The organism is Dongia sp., assembly GCF_041918875.1.
In the GTDB taxonomy this organism is placed as follows: domain Bacteria; phylum Pseudomonadota; class Alphaproteobacteria; order Dongiales; family Dongiaceae; genus Dongia.
The window spans coordinates 1-21,518 of record NZ_JAYRUV010000020.1; the positions used below are offsets into that span (position 1 = coordinate 1).

The window sequence follows — 21,518 nt, forward strand, 5'->3', positions numbered from 1 at the left end:
CCTGAAGGTGGGAGGAGATTTGAGCGAGCTGGTTGCAACAGCGACTACTCACACCTTCAGGGGGAGGCCGGGAGGGGGGGCCGCGTGCCCGTTCCTTTTACAACTCGCTCTTCTGGTACTGCGCCTTGTCCAGCCAGTCCTTGCGGATTTCGACGCCCCAGCCGGGACCTTCGGGGATCTGCACCTTGCCGTCCTTGGCGACTAGCACGGGATCGAAGAGGCCGATTTCCCAAGGGTAATAATCGAGGCCTTCGATCGAGTACTCGACATAGGGGCCGGCATTCTCGATGGCGCCCATCAGATGGAGCGTGAAGACGGTGACCAGTGACTGGTTGGCCGAATGCGGCGTTATCGGCAGGCCGGCGGCCTTGGCCATGTCGACGACCTTCATCGTGCGGTTGATGCCGCCGAGATAGCAGATATCGGGCTGCGCCACGTCGACCGCGCGCATGTCGATGGCGAAGCGCCACAAAGCGAGGTCGCAATCCTGCTCGCCGCCGGTGACGTCGAGGTTCAAGGCTTCCTTCACCTCTTTGGTCCAGTGATATTCCCAATAGGGGCAGGGCTCCTCGAAATGAATGATGCCGTGCTGCTCCAGCATGCGGCCCACTTCGATGGCCTTCTGCGGGCTGTAGCCGCTGTTGCCGTCGACCAGCAGGCGCACATCGTGCCCTAGTGTCTTGCGGATCAGGGGTACGATCTCGTCGGTGCGGCCGGGCCATTCGTCCTGGTCGTGGCCGCATTCCTTCCCCACCCGGAACTTGAAGGCGTCATAGCCATGCTTGTCGCGCAGCTCGATGAAGCGCGCGGCCTCGTCCTTGGGCGTGATTTCGCCGCGCTTCATGCTGGAGGCGTAGACCGGGAAGGGGCGGGGTTTGCCCCCTAAGAGTTCGCAGACCGATTTGCCCTCGATCTTGCCGCGCAGATCCCAGAGCGCGGTATCGAGGCCGGTCAGTGCCCGCATCAGATAAGAACCGGGGAACTTGTGTTCGCGTTCCGGGATCGCGGTCACCAGGGCCTCGATATCGAGCGCGTCGGCGCCCAAAGCATGGCGCGCGACCTGGCGATGGAAGATCTGGCAGGTGATGTCGGCATTGTAGGTCGAGACCTGGCCCCATCCCTGGCGCCCGTCATCGGTCGTGACGCGGACGAAACCCACATATTGATTGGAGAAGGTCTCCAGGCTTTTGATCTTCATGTACACGCGCCCCCAAAACCCACGATTGAATTCGCGTGCAATCTAGTCCGTGGTTCCTAAGGCTGCAATCGATGCGGTGTTGCCGGGCTCTCCCATCGCATGACACTTTCATGACGCGGGTGCGGGGCGGCGGTGTGCCGAACTGGCCCCAGAATTGGCGATCCATTGGGTCTTGGAGCGGCCAGTGGCCGGCCCTATGAGTGCTATCGGTCCGGGTCGGCTTGCAGGTGTTTCGCGGCTGCGGTAAAACCCTCGGCCAGATCAGCGATCCCTTTGCGGAGAGACCGATGTCGTGTGATTTCACGTTTCCGGTGGCTTGCGGCAGGGCGCTGGCGCGCGCCGTTCCCCAATATCTCAGTATCGATCGGTCGCAGGAATTTCTCGCGATGCGCGCGCCAAGGGCTGGTTCCATCGCCGCGAGCTTCGTATCGCTTTCGCGGCGAAACCAAGAGCATTCACTTTTTTTGGCGGCGATGTAAAAATATGCGCCTCATCCAACGATCCGCGATGGCGCAAACTAAATAGGAGTGGTTCAAAAAACAGCAACATCTAACGGTGAATGATTGCCGCGGCCGGGCATTCCGTCGGGTCGCCAACAGGGAGGTTTGAATGACAAAGAAAATTCTGAGTTCGGCGCAGGAGACGATGCGCGCTGCCAATTTGTCTCGCCGTACCATGCTTCGTTCCGCTGCCGCCGTCGGTGCCGTCGGGCTGAGCTCGCCGATGCTGGTGAAGAACGCCTTCTCGTCCTCGGGCGAACTCAACCTGCTGATGTGGTCCGACGAATTTCCGGATCCGGTGATCCCGAACTTCGAAAAGGCGAGCGGCATCAAGGTCAACCAGACGCCGTTCTCGCAGAACGAAGAGCAGATCAACAAGCTGCAGGCGACTGGCGGCGAAGGCTTCGACCTGTGCCAGCCGACCTGCAACCGCGCCCCGCAATACAAGGACCTCGCCGTCCTGGCGCCGATCGACACCAACAAGCTGAAGAACATGTCGGCTCTGGTGCCGTCGATGATCGACAGTTCGCAGAAGCTCTGGACCTGGGAAGACGGCCTCTATCATGTGCCGCATTGCTGGGGTTCGGAAGCGATCTCGTATCGCACCGACCTCTACAAGGGCGACCTCGCCAATCTCAGCTACGGCTCGCTCTGGGCCGACGATGTGAAAGGCCATACGCAGGGCCGCGGCCATTCCTTCCTGCTCGGTATCGGCCTGTGGATGGATGCCACCGGCAAGCTGCCCAGCAACCGCATGCTCGACGGCTACAAGGACGAAGAGAATTTCAAGAAGATCTGGGATCCGATCCTGGCCTTCGCGATCGAGCACAAATCCTGGGTCAAGCAGTTCTGGGATTCGGCTGATAACACGAAGTCCGGCCTGATGGAGAACGATGTGTGGATCGGCCAGACCTGGGACGGTCCGCCGCTCTCGCTCAAGAAGGAAGGCAAGCCGGTCAACTACACCTCGCCCAAGGAAGGCGCCATCGTGTGGCTCGACGGCCTGTCGCTGATGAAGGCTGCCAAGAACACCGATCAGGTCTACGAATTCCTCAACTACCTGATGACGCCGGAAGTTTCGGCCCAGGTCGCCGAAGGCTCGGGCTACAACCCGGTCGTCACCGGCGGCGATGCGCTGACCTCGGAAGTCTTCAAGAAGAACTTCCAGGAAGCCTATCCTGGCGATGCGCTGAAGAACGTCTGGCCGTGGCCGGCGGAGCCCGCCTGGTATGCGGAAATCCGCAGCCAGTACGTCGACCAGTTCAAAGCCGCGTAACAGCGACTGCCTAAATTGTAGTCAGCCTCGGTTCGCCGAGGCTGACTCTTTTTTAGCTGAGGTCCGATCGAGCTTGATCTCGATTGAGCAAGCGCGGAAACTCGGCTCAACGACAAAAGTATAAAAGTTAAAAAACAGGGATGACATATGAGTGCGGGCGTCGAGCTTGACCACATAACGGTCCGCTTCGGTGAATTCACGGCTGTCGACAATGCGACACTCGACATCAAGGGCGGCGAGTTCTTTTCCTTCCTGGGGCCGTCCGGCTGCGGGAAGACCACGATATTGCGCACCGTGTCCGGCTTCCTGGAGCCGTCCGAAGGGACAGTGAGGATCGGTGGCCAGGACATGCGCGGCAGCGGTCCGAACAAGCGGCCGACCGCGCTGATCTTCCAGAACCTCGCGCTCTTTCCCCTGATGAGCGTTGCCGAGAACATCACCTATGGCTTGCGCGTGCGCGGGGTGGACAAGGCCACGCGCATGAAGAAGGCGGGCGAGCTGCTCGATCTCATCGCGCTCCCCGGTCAGGGCGACAAATTGGTGAGCGAGCTATCGGGCGGGCAGAAGCAGCGTGTCGCCATTGCGCGCGCACTTGCCGTGCAGCCCAAGGTGCTGTTGCTCGACGAGCCGCTCTCGGCGCTCGACTTGAAGCTGCGCCAGCATATGCGCAATGAACTCCGCGCCATTCAGCAGATGGTCGGCATCACTTTCATCTACATCACCCACGACCAGGGCGAAGCGCTCACCATGTCGGACCGTATCGCGGTCATGAGCGACGGCGTCATCCAGCAGGTGGGCGACGGCAAGGCGGTCTATGACAGTCCGACCACGGCTTTCGTCGCATCCTTCGTCGGCGAGAACAACGCCTTCGCCGGCACCGTCAGCCGCGCCGAGGGCGATTATGCCGTGGTCGATTCACCGCTCGGCGCGTTGCGCGGCCGCAACCTCCACGGATTGAAGGCCGGCGCCAAGGCGATCCTCTTCGTGCGGCCGGAATCGGTCAAGCTCGGCTCGGGCCCCGCCGATACGACTTTCTCCACCAAGGTGAAGAGCGTCGCCTTCGAGGGCAATATGACCCACGTCTTCCTCGAAGGCATCGGCAAGAAGGATGTCACGGTTACCGTCGGGCGCCACAGCAACGACACCATCCCGGAGCAGGATGAGATGGCGGCGGTGACCTACGATCCCGATCTCGGCCTGGTGCTGCCGGAAGGGAAGATGGCCCGTGAGTAGTCGTCTTTTCGTCTTCATCCTTCCCATCGTCGTCATCGCCATCTTCTGGGCGATGGCGCGCCGGGAAGTCAAGCGCGGCGTCGATCCCACGCATAAGAGCTTCTTCGAGCGCAACGGCACGACGCTGGGCATCGTGTTCATCATGCTGGTTGCGTTCTGGACGCTCTTCCTGGTGGCGTTGCCATACCTCTACATGGTGGTGGAAAGCTTCCATCCCCAACTGCCGCCGCTGAAGCGTGGCGGACCCGACGACTATCTGACGATCGCACAGTACAAATCCTTCTTCGTCACGCCGAACAGCGGCCTGGCGAATGCGACGCATATGTGGGCGTTCGTCTTCTCGATCCTCGCTTCCATGGCGGTGACGGCGCTCAATTTCGCGATCTGCTATCCGCTTGCCTATTACATGGCCCAGGCCGGCACACCCCAGAAGGTGCGCCTGATCATGCTGGGGCTGATCGTGCCCTATTGGGTCAACGAGATCCTGCGGGCCTTTTCGCTGCGCCTGCTGCTGGCATCCAAGGGGCTCATCAACCAGGTGCTGATGGCGAGCGGCATCACCGATACGCCGATCGATTTCCTCGGCAACAATACCGGCCTCTATGTCGGCCTCTCCTATGCCTATCTGCTGGTGATGATGTTCCCGCTCTACAATGCGATCGAGAGCCTGGACAAGAACCAGATCGAGGCGGCGCGCGACCTTGGTGCCCCCTGGTGGCGGATCCACAAGGACGTCGTCATTCCCTATGCCAAGCCGGGCATCGCATCCGGCTGCACGATGGTGTTCATGCTGTCGGCAGGATCCCTGGCGGCGCCCCAATTCCTGGGCGGTCCGCGCACGCTGTGGTTCACGGCGATCATCTATGACTTCTTCTTCCAGAACTTCAACTGGGCGCGCGGGGCGGCTTATTCCTTCATTCTGCTCTTTGCCTGCATCGCGTTGGTGATGGCCATGTTGCGTCTCTTCAAAGTGTCGCTTGGGGAGACGATAAAATGAGCTCGAAATTCGTGATGAAGGGGATGATCGGTTTCTACATCGCTCTCTTCTTCCTCTATCTCTTCGGGCCGCTCATGGTGATGGGCATCACGGCCTTCAATACGCCGTCCTATCCGCAGGCCTATCCGTTCGAGGCATTCACGCTGGACTGGTTCGTCAAGCTGTGGAACCACCGGGCCATGATGGAGGGCTTGCGCAACTCCATCATCATCGGCCTCGGCGTGGTGGCGATCTCGGTGCCGGTGGGGCTTGCCGCCTCGATCATCATGAGTCAGATCTATCATAGGGCGCGGAGCCTCTATTACCTCATCACCATCTCGCCATTGCTCACCCCGGGCGTCATCATCGGCATCTCGACAGTGATCTTCTGGAAGGATGTTCTGGGCCTCACCGAGGTCACCAAGGCCGTGTTCTACAAGGGCATGATCCTTGCCATCCTGGGTCAGGCGAGCTTCGTCTCGGCCTATTGCCTGCTCATCTTCATGGCGCGCCTCACCCGGTTCGACCGCTCGCAGGAGGAGGCGGCACTCGACCTCGGCGCTTCCTATCCGCAGGTCTTCTGGCACATCCTGCTGCCCTTCCTGAAGCCTGCGGTCGTGTCGGCCTTCGTCATCGGTTTCCTGTCCTCGTTCGAGAACTACAACACGACGACCTTCGCCATCCTCGCCGACAAGACGCTGGTGACGGTGCTGGCCGGCGAAGTCCGGCAGGGCACGACGCCGGCCCTGTCGGCGCTGGCGGTCATCATCATCGGCGTCTCGCTGCTCGGCGCCATCGTCTACGAAGTCCTGAAGCGCCGGGAACAGATGCGGGCCGAGCGGGCGCAGCGCGAGGCCATGATTGCCGAACGCGAGGAGGTGCCCGCTTAGCCGGTTGCCTTCGGGCCAAGCTTGTGGTGACGTGGTGCCAATGGGGCCAGATCGGTCTGGCCGACGGGTAGGGGGCATTCGCATTGGGCCACGACAGCCGCGCAATATTGTTTCACCTGGAGCATGACCGGACGACGACGCTGCAGGCGCAGCTGCGGCGCATGCTGGTTTCGGCCATCCTGGACGGCCAGATTCCCGCCGGCAGCCCCTTGCCTTCCTGCCGGGCCCTGGCCCAATCGCTGAAGATCGCGCGCAACACGGTGGTCCTGGCCTATCAGGATTTGACCGAAGAGGGCTTCCTGATCGCCAAGGAGCGGAGCGGATTCTTCGTCAATCCGGATGTCCTCTCGTCCCGGCCCAAGGAATCGCCGGTCCGTGGCGAGCCCGGCGCGGCGGACGAACCGGACTGGCTGACCCGTTTCAAATGCCGGCCGACCCTGCAGCGCAACGTGGTGAAGCCCGCCAACTGGCAGGACCATCCCTATCCCTTCATCTACGGACAGATCGACCAGACACTGTTTCCGCTGGCGGCCTGGCGGGAATGTTCGCGCCAGGCCCTGAGCGTCAATTCGGTGCGCGAATGGGCCAACGATCGCTTCGCCGAGGACGACCCGCTTCTCATCGAGCAGATCCGCACCCGTTTGCTGCCGCGCCGCGGTGTGCGCGTGGGCGCCGATGAGATCCTGGTGACGGTCGGTGCGCAGCAGGCGCTCTATCTGCTCTCGGCTCTGCTCTTCGACCATAAGACCATGTTCGGCATCGAGGATCCCGGCTATACCGACGCCCGCAACATTGCCGGCCTGCGCGGCAGCCGGCTGGTCTCGCTTCCTGTCGACGAACAGGGCCTCGTCCTCGGCCCGCAGCTCGACGGCTGCGACTATGTCCATGTGACCCCCAGCCATCAGTTCCCGACCACGGTCACCATGTCGCTGGAGCGCCGCCATGCGTTGCTCGAACGGGCGATGGCGAAGGATTTCCTCCTGATCGAGGACGATTACGAAAGCGAACTCACCCATGCCGGCTCGCCGCAGCCGGCGTTGAAGTCGCTCGACCGGCATGGCCGCGTCATCTTCATCTCCAGCCTCTCCAAGACGCTGGCGCCGGGCCTGCGCATGGGCTTCCTGGTGGCGCCCAGGCCGCTCATCGCCGAGCTGCGCGCACTGCGGCGCCTGATGATCCGGCACCCGGCCGCCAACAATCAGCGCACGGTGGCCCTGTTCCTGGCCGACGGCCATCACGACACGCTGCTGCGGCGCCTGTGCAACGTCTACCGCGAGCGTCTGGCGGCGGCGGTGACGGCGCTGGCCAAGCATCTGCCGGAATTCACCGTCAATCTCACCGCCGGCGGCACGGCCCTCTGGATCAAGGGACCGAAGGAGTGCGACATGGCGGCGATCGCGGCGGCGGCGGAGCGGCGCGGTGTCGTCATCGAACCCGGCGCCGTGCATTTCCTCAATCAGCCGGGCCCGGCCAATTTCTGTCGCCTCGGCGTCTCCTCGATTCCCACCGAGCGGATCGAAACCGGCATCCGCCTGCTGGCCGATGCCGTGCGCGAAGTTGCGACCAGATAGCTGGCCCATAGCTGTGCCCATGGCTGGACCTATGAAGGTGCCAGCCCACTGCCTATCGTGGCGGCATCTTTTCGACTTTCTAACGGAATGGACAATTCACCATGAAGATGACGACTGAAGAGGCCTTCGTGAAGGTCCTGCAGATGCATGGCATCGAGCACGCTTTCGGCATTATCGGTTCGGCTTTCATGCCGATTTCCGACCTCTTCCCCAAGGCCGGGATCAAATTCTGGGACGTCGCTCATGAATGCAATGGCGGCTATATCTGCGACGGTTATACGCGTGCCACGGGCAAGATCGCGATGTGCATCGCCCAGAACGGTCCCGGCATCACCAATTTCGTGACGGCGGTGAAGACGGCCTATTGGAACCACTCGCCGATGTTGCTGGTGACGCCCCAGGCCGCCAACAAGACCATCGGCCAGGGTGGCTTCCAGGAAGTCGAGCAGATGGCGCTCTTCAAGGACATGGTCTGCTATCAGGAGGAAGTGCGCGACCCCAGCCGCATCGCCGAAGTGCTCAACCGCGTCATCCTGAAGTCGCTCCGGAACTCGGCGCCGGCCCAGATCAACGTGCCGCGCGATATGTACACCCAGGTCATCGACATCGAACTGCCGCAGATCGTCGAGGTCGAACGCCCGGCCGGTGGCGCGGAAGCGATTTCGCGCGCGGCCAAGCTGCTCTCTGGCGCCAAGTTCCCGGTCATCCTGTCCGGTGCCGGCGTCGTCATCGGTGGCGCCATTCCGGAAGCCCAGGCCCTGGCCGAGCGTCTCGATGCGCCGGTCTGCAGTTCCTACCAGCACAATGACAGTTTCCCCGGTTCGCATCCGCTGGCGGCCGGTCCGCTCGGCTACAATGGCTCCAAGGCGGCGATGGAACTCATCGCCAAGGCCGACGTCGTGCTGGCACTGGGCACGCGCCTCAATCCGTTCTCGACCCTGCCGGGATACGGCATCGACTATTGGCCGAAGAATGCCAGCATCATCCAGGTCGACATCAACCCGGACCGCATCGGACTCACCAAGAAGGTGACGGTGGGTATCGCCGGCGACGCCAAGCAGGTGGCGCGGTCGATCCTCGCGCAACTCGACGCGTCCGCCGGCAATGCCGGCCGGGCCGAACGGAAGGCACTCATTCACCAGACCAAGTCCGCCTGGCTGCAGACGCTCTCCAGCATGGATCATGAGGATGACGATCCCGGCACCGCCTGGAACGCCAATGCGCGCGCGCGCCAGCCCGAGCGTCTCAGCCCACGCAAGGCGTGGCGCGCGGTCCAGGCCGGGCTGCCCAAGGACGCGATCATTTCCAGTGACATCGGCAACAATTGCGCCATCGGCAACGCCTATCCGACGTTCGAGGCGGGCCGGAAATATCTGGCGCCCGGACTGTTCGGCCCCTGCGGATACGGCTTCCCGTCGATCCTCGGCGCCAAGATCGGCTGCCCGGATACGCCCGTCGTGGGCTTTGCCGGCGACGGCGCCTTCGGCATCAGCATGAACGAAATGACCTCGATCGGCCGCAAGGAATGGCCGGGCATCACCATGGTCGTCTTCCGCAACTACCAATGGGGCGCCGAGAAACGCAACACGACCTTGTGGTACGACAACAATTTCGTCGGCACCGAGCTCGATCCGGATTTGAGCTATGCCAGGATCGCCGATGCCTGCGGCCTCAAGGGCGTGCAAGCGCGTACCCAGGCCGAGCTCACCGCGGCGCTGAAGGAATCCTGCGAGGCACAGAAGAAGGGGGTCACCACCTTCATCGAAGTGATCCTCAACCAGGAACTCGGCGAACCCTTCCGCCGCGACGCCATGAAGAAGCCGGTCGTCGTCGCCGGCATCGACCCAAAGGATATGCGGCCCCAGAAGGGGGCGTGAGGCCGGATATCGGAATGCTGCAAGGGGCGGGCCTTCGGACCCGCCCTTTTTCGTCAGGCGTAGATCCAATCGTAGATTGCCTTGCCGAGAGTGAGCAAGGCGAGCCCCATGAGAATGACAAGAACCATCCGGCGGAAAAGCGCCTGATCGATGTGGCGGAAGCCGTGGGCGCCGGCCCAGACGCCGACCAGCAGGGCCGGCAGCCAGACGGCGAACTGGGCGAAGCTCTGCGCCGTCAGCAATCCTTCGAAATAGTGGCCGGTGAGGCCGAGCAGGTCGGTCGACAGGAAAAAGGCGATCACCGAAGCCCGGCTGACAGCGGCGGCGGCGGGGGTCGAGAAGAAGAACAGGACGACCGGCGGGCCGCCGATCCCGAAAGCCCCATTGAAAATGCCGGAAGCAGCACCCGTCGCCGTCGTGGCCGAGGCTCCCGGTGTCTTTTGCAGGCGGAACCCATGCAGCATCATGATCGCGGTCGCCAGCACGAAGATCGACATGGCGAGCTGCATCGGCGGCTCCGGGAAGCGGGCGAGCGCGAAGATGCCGAAGGGCAGGGCGACGATGTAGCCGAGCAACAGCCAGCGGATCGAGCGCCAGTCGATCTCGCGCCAGATGCTGGGAATGAGATTGATGGAGGCCGCGACCTCCAGCAGGAAGATGGAAGGCACGATCTCGCGCGCGGGCAGCAGCAGCGAAATGGCGGTGATGCTGAGCAGCGAGAAGCCGAAGCCCGAAAAGCCGCGCACGATCGCCGCCAGGAAGATGGCGGCGCTGCTGATGGCTAGAGTCTGCCAATTGTCGGCGGCGTAACCGAGCAGAGTGTCGATCATTGGACGGCCACTCTATCCGAGCCTGGAACCGCTCGATAGGCCAGCATTCGAATTTTGATGGGGGCAGAACTAGGGCGTTTCACCGTTACTCAGAATCGCTCGCCCTACTACGTCATCCCCGGGCTTGACCCGGCGATCAGCTTGCAACTGAAGAACAGAGCCCAGTCGTACATGATCCCCGGGTCAAGCCCGGGGATGACGGAAAAGGAAACAGCGTTTCCGCCAAACTGTGAAACGCTCTAGGGAAGCTGGTCGAGCGCCGAGGCGGCATCGATGCGGCCGGCACCGAAGGCCGGGTCGCGTGCCGGGGCGCCGAGATCCACGGCGGAACCTTCCACCGCCTTGCGCAGCTGCGTCACGGTGAGGCCCTTTTCACTTGCCATCAGGAGTGCCGCGACGCCGGTGACGTAGCCCGTCGCCATGGACGTGCCGCTGAAAAAGTCATAGGTGCCGCCCGGCCTGGCGCCAAGGATATCGACGCCGGGTGCCGCGACGGAAATATAGTCGCCGTGATTGGCTTTCTTGTAGAGGCGGTCCGCGGCATCGGTCGCGGTGACGGCGATGACGCCGTCCTGCGCCGCTGGGTAGGCCGGGCCGGCTTTCGGTCCCTCGTTGCCGGCTGCCGCGATGACGCTGACCTTGTGCAGCAGGGTTTCATTGACCATCTGCGCGACCAGCTTGTCCTGCGGGCCGGTGAGGCTGAGATTGACGACCCGGGCGCCGTTCCTGACCGCCGTATCGATCCCCAGCGACAGCAGGAAGGACGAGCTCTGCGCCGCCCCGAGCTTGGGCTCCACTTCCCGAAAGGCGCGGATCGCCACGAGATCGGCCGCCGGGGCGACGCCATGCAGCGGACCTTGCCCCACCAGGATGCTGGCGATGACGGTCCCGTGGGTCTCGGGTGCAACCGCGTCACCGTCTATGACATCGATCGCCTTGATGCGCGCGCCGCGCAGGGATTCGTGGGACATGTCCACGCCGCTATCGACCAGTCCGATGACGATTCCCGCACCACCCGCGGCCTGCGCGGCGGCGGCATCGGCGCGAATCTGCTGCAGTGCATATTGCTGGCCGGCGGTATCGCCGGTGCTGCTGCGATAGACATAGTTCTTCTGTACCCAAAGCGGCCGCTCATCCGCCGAAGCGCGCGTGAAGACCTCGTCCGGATCGGCGCCGTCGCCGATGCGCATCAGGTGAACGCGCAGGCCCAGGCCGCTCATGGTGAAGTCGCGCGTCGGCTCCAGGTCGAAGTCGCCGGCGAAGCGCTGTGCCGTATCGGCATCCGCCGAAGGCGCGAAGATCACGCACAGTTCGTTGGGCACCGTTTCGCCGCCGCCGGCTTTCTTGCGTTTGTCGTCCCCATCGGCGGACGGCTCATCCAGAATATCGGGGACCGAGGCATCCGGCCCCTGGCCGGGCATGTTGATGGTCGGCGTCACCGGCGCGGGAACCGAAGGCCGGGTTTGGGCCAGGCTTGTCCCGTGCAGGCCGGCGAGGATGAGTAACACCGCCGGCAGGATGTTCATTGGCAGCCGCATGGTGGTCTGGCTTGTCCTCAGCGCCGCTGCGCACTGGCGACCAGATCGGGCCGCGACTGCAGCTTGGCGATCGCATTGTCCGCGCTTGCGGCATCCGCGAGGCCCAGGATGAAGGTCTGGCCGGGCTTGGGCCCATCGATCACCGTGGCGTCGATCTCGCTCAGCATCTGCGTAAGCTGCGCGGCCGTTACGTCCGGCCGGAAGGAGACGATGAGGCTCGCCGCCGGCTGGGCCAATTCGCCGCCGGCGCTGGCCGTTGCATAGCTCTCGCTCCCCGGCTTCGTAGAGAAGCCGCCCAACTGATAGAGGAAGACACCTTGCGCGACGATGAGGGCGCAGGCGGCGACCAGGGCGAGTTGCAGAGCCGGGCGGGGTGCCGCCCAGGAACCCAGCAGGCGTTCGAAGAAGCCGGGTTCGTCGGCCACCACATAGCGGCGCTGCTTGGTACTTTCGATCTGCTGCAGCAGCTTTGTCAGATTGCCGGCGCTGGGGGCTCCCGCCGCCTCGCTGCTGTCGATCACGGCGCGCTGCTGGGCGCTGGCGGTATCCAGCTGCCCGCGCAGGTCGGCCGAGTTCTTCAGCATGTCGTCGATGGCGTCACTCTCAGCACGGGAGAGCTTGCCGGTCAGATACCAGGGCAGCAGCTCCTGCGCATCTTCCAGGCTGAGGGGGCGCTTCTCGTTGTTCCGGGAAATCATGCCACCGCTCCTTTCACGCCGGCCTGCTCGAGCAACGCCTTCAGACGCTGGCGGGCGTAGAACATTCGGGTCTTCACTGTGTTTTCCGGCAGGTCCAGCACCTCGGCGATCTCCTGGACCGAAAACTCCTGATAGTAGGCGAGCTGCAATATCTCGCGGTGATCCAGGGACAGGCATTCGATCAGCCGAGCGAGCAGCCGCGACATGTCCTTGTCGGAAGCCTGCTTGTCCGGTGTCGGACCGCTATCCTCGATATTCGCCGCCACCTCCTCGTCCAGCGCCACTTCGCGCATGCGGCGCAGGCGGCTGACGGCCTTGTGGTGGCCGATCGAGAAGAGCCAGGTGGTAACGGACGATTTACCCTCGAAGCGCCCGGCCTGGCGCCAAACGTCGAGCATGGTCTCGCTAAGAACCTCTTCAGCCAGTTCGCGGTCCCGGACCATTTTGACCAGGAATGCGAACAGCGAGCGGTTATGCCGCTGATAAAATTCGGTAAACGCTGCCCGGTCGCCCTTGGCAATGCCGTCCAGGAGCTTTCCGTCGGGGATAACGCCGCCCGCCTCCAGCTTCATAAAGCGTCCGCCATGTTGAAAGATCCGTCGTCCAGTTGGAGAAAATGGTTCAAATCGACTGCCGGGAAAGTAATCCGACCGCCCTGGCTTGTATAGGCTGCTTGCCAGGGCGGGGTCCCTGGGCTAATCGGGTCGAAACGGGTCCGCCATGAGCCCCGATTTGACCTCTTACCGGAGCAACCATAGATGGGTCGCGTCGTAGATTGCGCTATTTATGAGGGTGGTCGCCGGGTGGGCAGCCTGGACATCAACGATCCCGAGCAGATGAAGGTCCAGCCGGGCCGCGTCATCTGGATCGGCATCTACGAGCCGGACCATGAAGAGCTGTTGAAGCTGCAGCGCTATTTCGGCCTCCACGAACTGGCGGTCGAAGATGCCTACCGCGCTCATCAGCGGCCCAAGCTCGAACTCTACGGCGAAACCCTGTTCGTGGTCATGAAGACGGCGCAGCTGGACGGGGTCCATGTCGCCATGGGCGAGACCAGCTTCTTCATCGGCCGCGGCTATGTCATCACGGTGCGTCACGGACCGTCGGTGAGTTATTCCGACGTGCGGATGCGCTGCGAGAGTTCGCCGGAGAATTTCAAGAAGGGCGAGGATTTCATCCTCTATGCGCTGATGGATTTCATCGTCGACCGTTATTTTCCGATCGTCGAGAGTATCGAAGACGATATCGAGAGGCTGGAGGAGGCGGTGCTGGACGGCCGCAGCACGATGGATGTGCTGGAGGAGATCACGGTCCTGCGGCGCGACCTCCTGCATATGCGTCACGCGGTAGCGCCCTTGCCGGAGATCTGCCAGCGCCTGATGCGCTACGACATGGCGCTCATCGACCGCAATACGCATCCCTATTTCCGCGATGTGTTCGACCACAGCACCATTCTGCTCGACCGGATCGAGAACCTGCGCGAACTGATCAAGACGGTGGTCGATACCAAGATGCTGATGAGCGCCATGAAGCAGAACGAGGTCATGCGGCAGCTGGCTGCCTGGGCCGCCATGCTCGCCGTCCCCACCGCGGTCGCCGGCATCTATGGCATGAACTTCGACCATATGCCGGAATTGACCTGGCAATACGGCTATTTCGGCGTGATCGGCATCATCGTCGTCATTTGCGCCCTGCTGTTCTGGCGCTTCAAGCGTTCGGGCTGGCTATAGCTTGTATTTCCGCAGCAGCCGCCGGAATTGATGATAGCTGAGGCCAAGCTGCCTGGCAGCGGTGGTCTGATTGCCGCCGGCCACCTGCAGCGCTTCTTGCAGAAGCTCTTTCTCGAATGCCGCCACCGACGGCGCAAAGCCGGTTGACGAGCGCGGACGCGGCGGAGCCGCGGGGACCACCCCGCCGAGCCGCCAGGGGCTTTCGAATGGATCGATCTGAATCTCCGCGATCGGCAGTTCGGTGGGGCCGGCGCGATAGACCGCGCGTTCGACCACGTTGCGCAGCTCGCGCACATTTCCTGGCCATTGATAGGCGAGCAGCGCCTTCCGGCAGGACGGTGTGAAGCCCGGGAAGAGCGGGTGGCTCAATGCCTTTGCCATGCGGATGCCGAACGCGTCGCTGAGGTCCACGATATCGGCCGGCCGTGCGCGCAGGGGCGGCAGGGTGACGACATCGAAAGCGAGGCGGTCGAGCAGGTCGGCCCGGAATTTTCCCTCGGCGGCGCATGCCGGCAGATCGACATTGGTGGCGCCGACGACGCGGACATCGACCTTCAGCGTCTGTTCTCCGCCGACACGCTCGAACTCGCCATATTCGATGACGCGCAGGATCTGCTCTTGGAGGCGCGGCGAGGCCGTTGCAACCTCGTCGAGGAACAGCGTGCCGCCATCGGCCCGCTCGAACCGTCCGCGCCGCCGGTTGCGCGCGCCGGTGAAGGCGCCGGCCTCATGGCCGAAGAGCTCGCTCTCCAGCAAGGTCTCGGTCAGCGCGGCGCAATTGACCTTGGCAAACGGCCCCTCCCAACGGGGAGAGAGATAGTGCAGGCGTTCGGCAAAGAGCTCCTTGCCCGTGCCACGCTCGCCGACGACCAGGGCTGGACGGTCCAACGGGGCCAGGCGTGAGACATGCTCCAGCGCCTCCAGAAAGGCAGGGTCCGATCCCAGCAGGGGCGCCGGCTCGGCGGACGGATGGCGCGGATTCATTTCCATGTGGCGAATATAGATGAATATGGCGAAATCCGATAGGCAGATTTAGCAATTCACATATCTGAAATGTTCTAACTAATTGATATATAATAAAACAGTCGTTGGCACGCCCTCTGCAATGTCACTGGCATCGCAATTCGAGGAGACGCAGATGACCGACGATACGAGCCCAGCCTTCCGCCGCAGCATTGCCGCCGATCTCGACCGGGCCGTGAGCTGGTGCCGGGCCTATCTCAGCAGCCGGACGGCATCGGACTGGGTTTTCTTCGCCTGCGGCGTGGCGCTCGGCCATTTCCTCTTCTGACCGTCTCTCCCTCTCCCTACCTCTGATTCTCAATAAAGGACTTCGACATGGGTATTTTTTCGCGCCTCAGCGATATCGTGAACGCCAACCTCAATGCACTGCTGGACCGGGCGGAAGATCCGGAAAAGATGGCCAAGCTGATGATCCAGGAAATGGAAGACACGCTGGTCGAAGTGCGTTCGGCGGCAGTGAAGAACATTTCGGAAAAGAAGGAAATCCAGCGCCGGCTGGAGCAGTTGGCGGCGGCGGAGGCCGATTGGGCGCAGAAGGCTGAGTTCGCCATTGCCAAGGGCCGCGACGACCTCGCCAAGGGGGCGTTGCTGGCCAAACGCAAGCTGGCCGAGAGCGCCGATAGCCTGCGCGGGGAACTGACGGCCGTCGAAGAGGCGCTGGCGCGCCACGACGAGGATCTTGCCCGCCTGCAGTCCAAACTGCAGGAGGCCAAGGCCAAGCAGAAGGCGCTGCTGATCCGCCTCAACGCCGCGCAGAAGCGGGTCCAGGTCCGCCGCACCCTGGCGGACGGCCGGGTCGACGATGCCCTGGCCCGCTACGAAACGCTGCACCGCAAGATTGACGAGCTTGAAGGTCGGGCCGAGGTTTACGATATGGGTCAGGCAAAGACCCTGGAACAGGAATTCGCCAATCTTGAAGCCGAAACCGGCCTTGATGCAGAGTTGGACGCGCTCAAGGAAAAGCTCCGTTCCGAGCGCAAGGCGTGAGCCCCATGTTCTGGCTGAGCGCCGTCGCTGCAACCGCCCACTCGACCAAAGGGATCGTCGATGAGTTTCCTGGAGTTCATGTCCGTTCCCGCCATTCTGTTCATGGTGATCGTGGCGCCGCTGTGGCTGATCTTTCACTACAAGACGCAGTGGAAGAGCCAGAAGGCCGACAGCAGCGCCGACGAGAAATCGGTGAAGGAGATGTGGGCGGTGGCGCAGCGGCTTGAGAGCCGCGTTGCCAATCTGGAAAAACTGCTCGACGCCGAGGCGCCGGGCTGGCGGGAGAGCAATCTATGAGTTGGGACAATTCCTCTGAGACGTCGCGCCCGTTCTGGGCATTCAATGGCCTGAGGCGCATCCCGGAAAAAGGTCGCATCAGCGGCATCTGCGCCGGCATCGCCCGGCACTGGGGCGTCAATCTGAGGTGGGTACGTATTTTCGCGGTCGTCGCCCTGATCTTCGCGCCGATGTTCACCCTGATCGCCTATGGTCTTGGCACCTTCTTCCTGAAGCCGGTCGATGAGGCGCCGGTGGCACCGAAGGCGGCCGCGAAGGACGATTGGGCGACGGGCGACCTGCCGCCGGATCTGAGCTTCCCCAATCTGCGGCGCAAGTTCCGCGAATTGGAAGAACGCGCCGGCGCCATGGAAACACAAGTCACGTCGCAGGAATTTCACCTGCGGCGCGATTTCAGGCAGATGGGTGGCGCGTAAGGCAAAATAGATCCGTCACTTGGCGCCCCCACCCTAACCCTCCCCCTGAAGGGAGAGGGAATTGGAGCGAGGTGTCGGTGCGAACTCAGGCATGGTCCCCTCTCCCTTCAGGGGGAGGGTTAGGGTGGGGGCGGAGCTGCTGTCGATCTATCAGCTTAAAGCACTTTCCCCGGAAACGGGTTGGACCCAGTGCGATCCTCGATCTCGACCACCCAGAGATCGGGGTCGCGCTGGATCGACTTTGTGATATAGGCATCGGCGTCCGCTTCGCTGAGCAGAGCACCGGCCATAACCGGCAGCCAGGCAATCTCGCCATCGGCATCGCGTGTCTGGTTGAGCAGCTTGCATCCCGGTCCCAGCAGATTGAGCTTCACCAGGATGGCGCCGCCCCAGGCATCGCCCCTATGCGCGACGACAGCCGTCAATCCTTTGGAAAAGCACTGACGGATATGTGCCTGGACGTAGAGCTCGGTCGAGAGCCGGTCGTTCAAGCCTTCTGTGCCTTCAATGCCGCCTCGCGCAGGTCGGTGAGCGAGGCCTTGGGGGTGATCGCTTCCGGATCGATGCGCAATTCCAGCAATGCGGGCTTCCCGGCAGCCAGGGCGCGCTCGAAGGCCGGCGCGAAATCGGCCGTCTTCTCAACCAGTTCCGCATAAGCACCGTAAGCCTTGCCGAGCGCCACGAAGTCGGGGTTGTGGAGTTCGGTGCCGCTGACGCGGCCGGGATAGGTCTTTTCCTGGTGCATGCGGATGGTGCCGTACATGCCGTTATTGATGACCAGGAAGACGACATTGGCGCCGTATTGCACGGCGGTTGCCAGTTCCTGGCCGTTCATCATGAAGCAGCCGTCGCCGTTGAAGGAGACCACGATGCGGCCGGGCGCCGCGAGCTTCGCCGCCACGCCGGCCGGGACTCCGTAACCCATCGAGCCGTTGGTGGGGCCGAGCTGCGTGCGGTACTTGCGATACTGATAGAAGCGGTGACTCCAGGTCGCGTAATTGCCGGCGCCGTTGGTGAGGATGGCATCGGCCGGCAGGCGCTCGCGCAGCCAGGCCATGATATCGCCCATCTGCAGGGCGCCGGGAATGGCACTGTGCTTGATATTGTCGAGATAGTCGCTGCGCGCACCAGAGGTCCAGGAATCCCAGGCCTTGTGATCGACCGGCGCCAGTTTCCGGGCCGCACGGGCAAAGGCCGCCATGCCGCTGTTGATGGGCAGGGTCGCCTGATAGACGCGGCCCAGTTCCTCGACGCTCGCATGCACATGGACGAGCTTCTGTGCCGGCACCGGAATGTCGATCAGCGTATAGCCTGAGGTGGTCATTTCGCCGAGGCGCGCGCCGACGGCGATGAGGAGATCGCTTTCCTTGACGCGCTGGGCGAGCTTGGGATTGATGCCGATGCCGACATCGCCGACATAGTTCGGCAATGTGTTGTCGAAAAGATCCTGGCAGCGGAAGGCGCAGCCGACCGGCAGATTGTTGGCCTCGGCAAAGGCGCGGAAGTCGGCCACGGCTTCGGCATCCCAGCCGCCGCCACCCAGAATGACCAGCGGGCGCTGCGCCTTGGAAAGGAGCGTGCGGAACTCCGCCATATCCGTGTCGCCCGGATGGGCGCGGCTCACCTTGTAGTGCATCGCATCGCCCACTTCGGCGATGTCGGTCAGCATGTCTTCGGGGAGCGCCAGCACGACCGGTCCCGGGCGGCCGTTGACGGCGCGATGGAAGGCCTGGCTCACCAGTTCCGGGATGCGCGCGGCGTCGTCGATCTCGGCCACCCATTTCACCATCGGGCCGTACATGCGGCGGAAGTCGATTTCCTGAAACGCCTCGCGCTCGACCTGATCGCGTGCCACCTGGCCGATGAAAAGGATCATCGGAGTCGAATCCTGGAAGGCGGTATGAACGCCGACCGAGGCGTTGGTGGCACCGGGCCCGCGGGTCACGAAGCAGATGCCGGGCTTGCCGGTGAGCTTCCCGTAGGCATCGGCCATGTAGGCGGCGCCACCTTCCTGGCGACAGACGATCAGCTTGATCTTGTCCTTGGAATCATGGAGCGCGTCGAGGGCCGCCAGATAGCTTTCACCCGGCACGCAGAAGGCCATTTCGACACCGTGAGAGATCAAGGCATCGATCAGGATTCGGCCACCATTGCGCGGCTTAACGTTCTTGGTCATCGGGGCACCCAGGATTGAAGGTCGGAAGTGTGAAACGCGGGGCTAGGGCTAGCGCCTTTTGCCTCATTTTGGCAAGGGCTGGCCTCAGAGAGGCGGCCGTTTGTCCCACCAGGGGGCCAGTTTTTCCAGCGCCGCCCCCAGACCGAGGACGCCCCGGTCGTCATGGCGGCGACCGATGATCTGCAGGCCGATGGGCAGTTTGTCGCTGGTGAAGCCGGCCGGCACCGACAGGGCCGGGCAGGGGCTGACGAAGTTCCAGACGGAGGTGAAATCGAGGGCGTGATAGCGGCCTTGCGCGTCCAGCTGCCAATATTCGGTATCGTTGCGGCCGACCTTGGCCGCCGGCTGGCACATGGTGCCGGTAATGATTGCCTCGTTGCGGGCAAGGATCGGCTGGATCTCGCCCCACATGCGCGTGCGCACGATTTCGATCTTCTTGAATTCGACCGCGTTCATGGCGAGGCCGTTCTCCATCAACCGCACGACGTTGGGATCCATCCTGGCGCGGTAGTCCTTCAGCACATGACCGAAGAAAGTAGCGAGGTAGACGCCCCAATGCTGCGACCACAGATCGTCCTCGTCCTTGCCCCAGGAGATCGAGACTTCCTCGATGATGGCACCGGCCTTGGCATAGGTGTCGGCGGCGCGGCGCACGGCGGCTTCGACCTCCACGTTCCAGACATGATTGCCGGCCTTGAGCAGAAGCGCCAGGCGACGGCCCTTGAGATCGGTCGATAGCGGCGCCATGAAATCTTGTGGAGACGTGAGCGATTGAATGTCGCGATCGTCCGGCCCTTGCGTGATCTGCATGAACAGGCAGGCGTCGCCGATGGTGCGTGCGAGCGGCCCGAAATGCGAGAGCTGGTCGAACTGGCTGGGCAGGATGGTGAAAGGGATGCGGCCGAAGCTCGGCTTCAGGCCGACAATGCCACAGAAGCTTGCCGGGATGCGGACCGAGCCACCCATGTCGGAACCTTCCGCGAAGGGCACGCAGCCGCTGGCGACCGCCGCGCCCGAGCCGCCGGACGAACCGCCAGCGGTGCGTTCGGTATTCCACGGGTTGCGCGTGATGCCCCAGAGCGGACTTTCGGTGAAGCTCGAATAGGCGAATTCCGGCGTCGTCGTCTTGCCGATGAGAATGCCGCCGGCATTGGCCAGGGCCTCCGCGATCGGCGCGTCATGGTCCGGCACCCAATGCTCGTAGGCGTATGAACCGAGCGTGGTGCGCTTGCCCCTGGTGGGCGTCAGATCCTTCAGCGCATAGGGGACGCCATGGAGCGGCCCGCGGAAGTGGCCGGCCTTGGCCTCGGCCTCCATCCGTTCGGCGAGTGCCAGGGCTTCGTCCGCATAAACGAAGCAGAAGCAGTTCAAGGTCGGGTTGACCTCGGCGATGCGGTCGAGCGCATTCTTGACCAGGGTCATCGGCGACAGGCTGCCGGCGCGGATGCGGGCGGTAAGTTCGGTGGCGGGCGTGAAGCAGAGATCGAGATCGGTCACGACAAGATTCCATTCCGTGGATGAGCGAGGCGCTTGAGGCTGCGGGTGACGAGAGCGAGCAGCACCACGTCGACCAGCACCATCACGGCAACCAGGGCATGATAGAGCGGCGAGACGTTCTGGGCGACCCCGGAGAGAATGGCACCGGGAAGCAGGAGCGTGTCGCCGGAAAGGGCATTGCCAAGGTAGAAATCGCCCAGCGACAGGATCATTGCCAGTATGGCGCCGAAGCCCATGAAGGGCTTCAGGAGCGGAAAGGTGAGCCGGCGGAAGATGGTCATTTCGTCGGCGCCGGCTTCAAGCGCCGCCTCGCGCCAAGCAGGATCGACCCGGCGCCAGCCGAGGCACAAAATAGCGGCGATCAGGGGCGCGGCGACTGCGGCCTGGCTTGCCGCCACCAAAGCAAGGCCCAGAGCGTTGCCGCCCCATTGCGCCAGTTTGAGGCAGGCAAGCAGGAAAAGGGCGCCCAGTCCGAAACGCGGCAGGAGGAAGGGCAGCGCCGAAGCCATCAGAGGGAAATAATGCCGCCGGACAATCCAATGCCGCCATAACAGCGAAAGAGCGAGACCCCAGGCGCTGGCAAGCAACGTGACGGCGATGGCGATGAGTGGCGTCTGCAGGAGTGCCGGCGCGATGCCGGATTCCTTTCCGAGGGCCGCCATCATCTGGCTGGCATCCGCCACGAGAAAGATGCCAAGCGTGTAGTAGAGACCGAGCCCGAAGATGGCGCCGATCGGCAGCAGAAGAAAGAGTACCAGCAGCAAGCCGATGAACTGCAACATCCAGGAAGGTACTCGACTCACGC

At 63.0% G+C, this 21,518-nt stretch carries 22 protein-coding genes; 12 read left to right on the forward strand and 10 right to left on the reverse strand.

The window, feature by feature from the left end; translation table 11 throughout:
• Positions 1-97 precede the first annotated feature (97 nt).
• Positions 98-1,198 (reverse strand): mandelate racemase/muconate lactonizing enzyme family protein, encoded by a 1,101-nt coding sequence (locus tag ACE3TY_RS18235; protein ID WP_374655618.1) that lies wholly within the window; start codon positions 1,196-1,198, stop codon positions 98-100.
• A 221-nt stretch (positions 1,199-1,419) separates the two neighbouring features.
• On the opposite strand from ACE3TY_RS18235, the gene ACE3TY_RS18240 reads away from it, so the two are divergent.
• The 7 genes from ACE3TY_RS18240 to xsc all read left to right on the forward strand — a co-directional run bounded on the left by ACE3TY_RS18240 (position 1,420) and on the right by xsc (position 9,521).
• On the forward strand, positions 1,420-1,677 hold the full coding sequence (locus ACE3TY_RS18240) for a hypothetical protein (protein ID WP_374655620.1): 258 nt from the start codon (positions 1,420-1,422) through the stop codon (positions 1,675-1,677).
• Between the two features lie 130 nt (positions 1,678-1,807).
• Complete coding sequence (locus tag ACE3TY_RS18245) at positions 1,808-2,974, forward strand: extracellular solute-binding protein (RefSeq protein ID WP_374655622.1); 1,167 nt, start codon at positions 1,808-1,810, stop codon at positions 2,972-2,974.
• A gap of 147 nt (positions 2,975-3,121) precedes the next feature.
• Positions 3,122-4,207: an ABC transporter ATP-binding protein gene (locus tag ACE3TY_RS18250; RefSeq protein ID WP_374655624.1), complete on the forward strand. Its 1,086-nt coding sequence runs from the start codon at positions 3,122-3,124 to the stop codon at positions 4,205-4,207.
• Positions 4,200-5,204 (forward strand): ABC transporter permease, encoded by a 1,005-nt coding sequence (locus tag ACE3TY_RS18255; RefSeq protein WP_374655626.1) that lies wholly within the window; start codon positions 4,200-4,202, stop codon positions 5,202-5,204. The genes ACE3TY_RS18250 and ACE3TY_RS18255 overlap by 8 nt, the downstream gene beginning before the upstream one ends.
• Positions 5,201-6,073: an ABC transporter permease gene (locus ACE3TY_RS18260; RefSeq protein ID WP_374655628.1), complete on the forward strand. Its 873-nt coding sequence runs from the start codon at positions 5,201-5,203 to the stop codon at positions 6,071-6,073. Before ACE3TY_RS18255 ends, ACE3TY_RS18260 begins: the two co-directional genes overlap by 4 nt.
• An 83-nt stretch (positions 6,074-6,156) precedes the next feature.
• Positions 6,157-7,644 carry a PLP-dependent aminotransferase family protein gene (locus ACE3TY_RS18265; protein ID WP_374655630.1) on the forward strand — a complete coding sequence of 496 codons (1,488 nt, stop codon included), beginning with the start codon at positions 6,157-6,159 and terminating at the stop codon, positions 7,642-7,644.
• Between the two features lie 101 nt (positions 7,645-7,745).
• Positions 7,746-9,521 (forward strand): sulfoacetaldehyde acetyltransferase, encoded by a 1,776-nt coding sequence (gene xsc, locus ACE3TY_RS18270; RefSeq protein ID WP_374655632.1) that lies wholly within the window; start codon positions 7,746-7,748, stop codon positions 9,519-9,521.
• A 53-nt stretch (positions 9,522-9,574) separates the two neighbouring features.
• On the opposite strand, the gene ACE3TY_RS18275 is transcribed toward xsc, so the two are convergent.
• The 4 genes from ACE3TY_RS18275 to ACE3TY_RS18290 form a co-directional block, all read right to left on the reverse strand.
• On the reverse strand, positions 9,575-10,351 hold the full coding sequence (locus tag ACE3TY_RS18275; protein WP_374655634.1) for a sulfite exporter TauE/SafE family protein: 777 nt from the start codon (positions 10,349-10,351) through the stop codon (positions 9,575-9,577).
• Positions 10,352-10,590: 239 nt separating this feature from the next.
• Positions 10,591-11,877 (reverse strand): S8 family serine peptidase, encoded by a 1,287-nt coding sequence (locus tag ACE3TY_RS18280; protein ID WP_374655636.1) that lies wholly within the window; start codon positions 11,875-11,877, stop codon positions 10,591-10,593.
• Between the two features lie 29 nt (positions 11,878-11,906).
• Complete coding sequence (locus tag ACE3TY_RS18285) at positions 11,907-12,587, reverse strand: hypothetical protein (protein ID WP_374655638.1); 681 nt, start codon at positions 12,585-12,587, stop codon at positions 11,907-11,909.
• Complete coding sequence (locus ACE3TY_RS18290) at positions 12,584-13,159, reverse strand: sigma-70 family RNA polymerase sigma factor (RefSeq protein ID WP_374655640.1); 576 nt, start codon at positions 13,157-13,159, stop codon at positions 12,584-12,586. Before ACE3TY_RS18290 ends, ACE3TY_RS18285 begins: the two co-directional genes overlap by 4 nt.
• Positions 13,160-13,345: 186 nt before the next feature.
• Here ACE3TY_RS18290 and corA point away from each other — a divergent pair, with 186 nt between their 5' ends.
• Complete coding sequence (corA, locus tag ACE3TY_RS18295; protein ID WP_374655642.1) at positions 13,346-14,317, forward strand: magnesium/cobalt transporter CorA; 972 nt, start codon at positions 13,346-13,348, stop codon at positions 14,315-14,317.
• Here the strand turns inward: corA and ACE3TY_RS18300 are convergent.
• Positions 14,312-15,307: a sigma 54-interacting transcriptional regulator gene (locus tag ACE3TY_RS18300; RefSeq protein ID WP_374655644.1), complete on the reverse strand. Its 996-nt coding sequence runs from the start codon at positions 15,305-15,307 to the stop codon at positions 14,312-14,314. The genes corA and ACE3TY_RS18300 overlap by 6 nt on opposite strands.
• A gap of 148 nt (positions 15,308-15,455) precedes the next feature.
• Between ACE3TY_RS18300 and ACE3TY_RS18305 the strand changes: the two genes are divergently transcribed.
• From ACE3TY_RS18305 to ACE3TY_RS18320, 4 genes are read left to right on the forward strand one after another with little or no spacing between them, the layout of a single operon-like run.
• Positions 15,456-15,608 (forward strand): hypothetical protein, encoded by a 153-nt coding sequence (locus ACE3TY_RS18305; RefSeq protein WP_374655646.1) that lies wholly within the window; start codon positions 15,456-15,458, stop codon positions 15,606-15,608.
• Between the two features lie 47 nt (positions 15,609-15,655).
• Positions 15,656-16,327, forward strand: coding sequence for a phage shock protein PspA (gene pspA, locus ACE3TY_RS18310; RefSeq protein WP_374655647.1), 672 nt, complete (start codon positions 15,656-15,658; stop codon positions 16,325-16,327).
• A gap of 60 nt (positions 16,328-16,387) precedes the next feature.
• Complete coding sequence (pspB, locus tag ACE3TY_RS18315; protein ID WP_374655649.1) at positions 16,388-16,624, forward strand: envelope stress response membrane protein PspB; 237 nt, start codon at positions 16,388-16,390, stop codon at positions 16,622-16,624.
• Positions 16,621-17,040 (forward strand): PspC domain-containing protein, encoded by a 420-nt coding sequence (locus tag ACE3TY_RS18320; RefSeq protein WP_374655651.1) that lies wholly within the window; start codon positions 16,621-16,623, stop codon positions 17,038-17,040. The genes pspB and ACE3TY_RS18320 overlap by 4 nt, the downstream gene beginning before the upstream one ends.
• A gap of 155 nt (positions 17,041-17,195) precedes the next feature.
• Here the strand turns inward: ACE3TY_RS18320 and ACE3TY_RS18325 are convergent, their stop codons facing one another.
• From ACE3TY_RS18325 to ACE3TY_RS18340, 4 genes are all read right to left on the reverse strand, one after another.
• Positions 17,196-17,531, reverse strand: a complete 336-nt coding sequence (locus ACE3TY_RS18325) for a DUF1491 family protein (RefSeq protein ID WP_374655653.1) — start codon at positions 17,529-17,531, stop codon at positions 17,196-17,198.
• Positions 17,528-19,216, reverse strand: coding sequence for a thiamine pyrophosphate-binding protein (locus tag ACE3TY_RS18330; RefSeq protein ID WP_374655655.1), 1,689 nt, complete (start codon positions 19,214-19,216; stop codon positions 17,528-17,530). The genes ACE3TY_RS18325 and ACE3TY_RS18330 overlap by 4 nt, the downstream gene beginning before the upstream one ends.
• Positions 19,217-19,300: 84 nt before the next feature.
• On the reverse strand, positions 19,301-20,713 hold the full coding sequence (locus tag ACE3TY_RS18335) for an amidase (RefSeq protein ID WP_374655657.1): 1,413 nt from the start codon (positions 20,711-20,713) through the stop codon (positions 19,301-19,303).
• Positions 20,710-21,516 carry an ABC transporter permease subunit gene (locus tag ACE3TY_RS18340; RefSeq protein ID WP_374655659.1) on the reverse strand — a complete coding sequence of 269 codons (807 nt, stop codon included), beginning with the start codon at positions 21,514-21,516 and terminating at the stop codon, positions 20,710-20,712. Before ACE3TY_RS18340 ends, ACE3TY_RS18335 begins: the two co-directional genes overlap by 4 nt.
• Positions 21,517-21,518 lie beyond the last annotated feature (2 nt).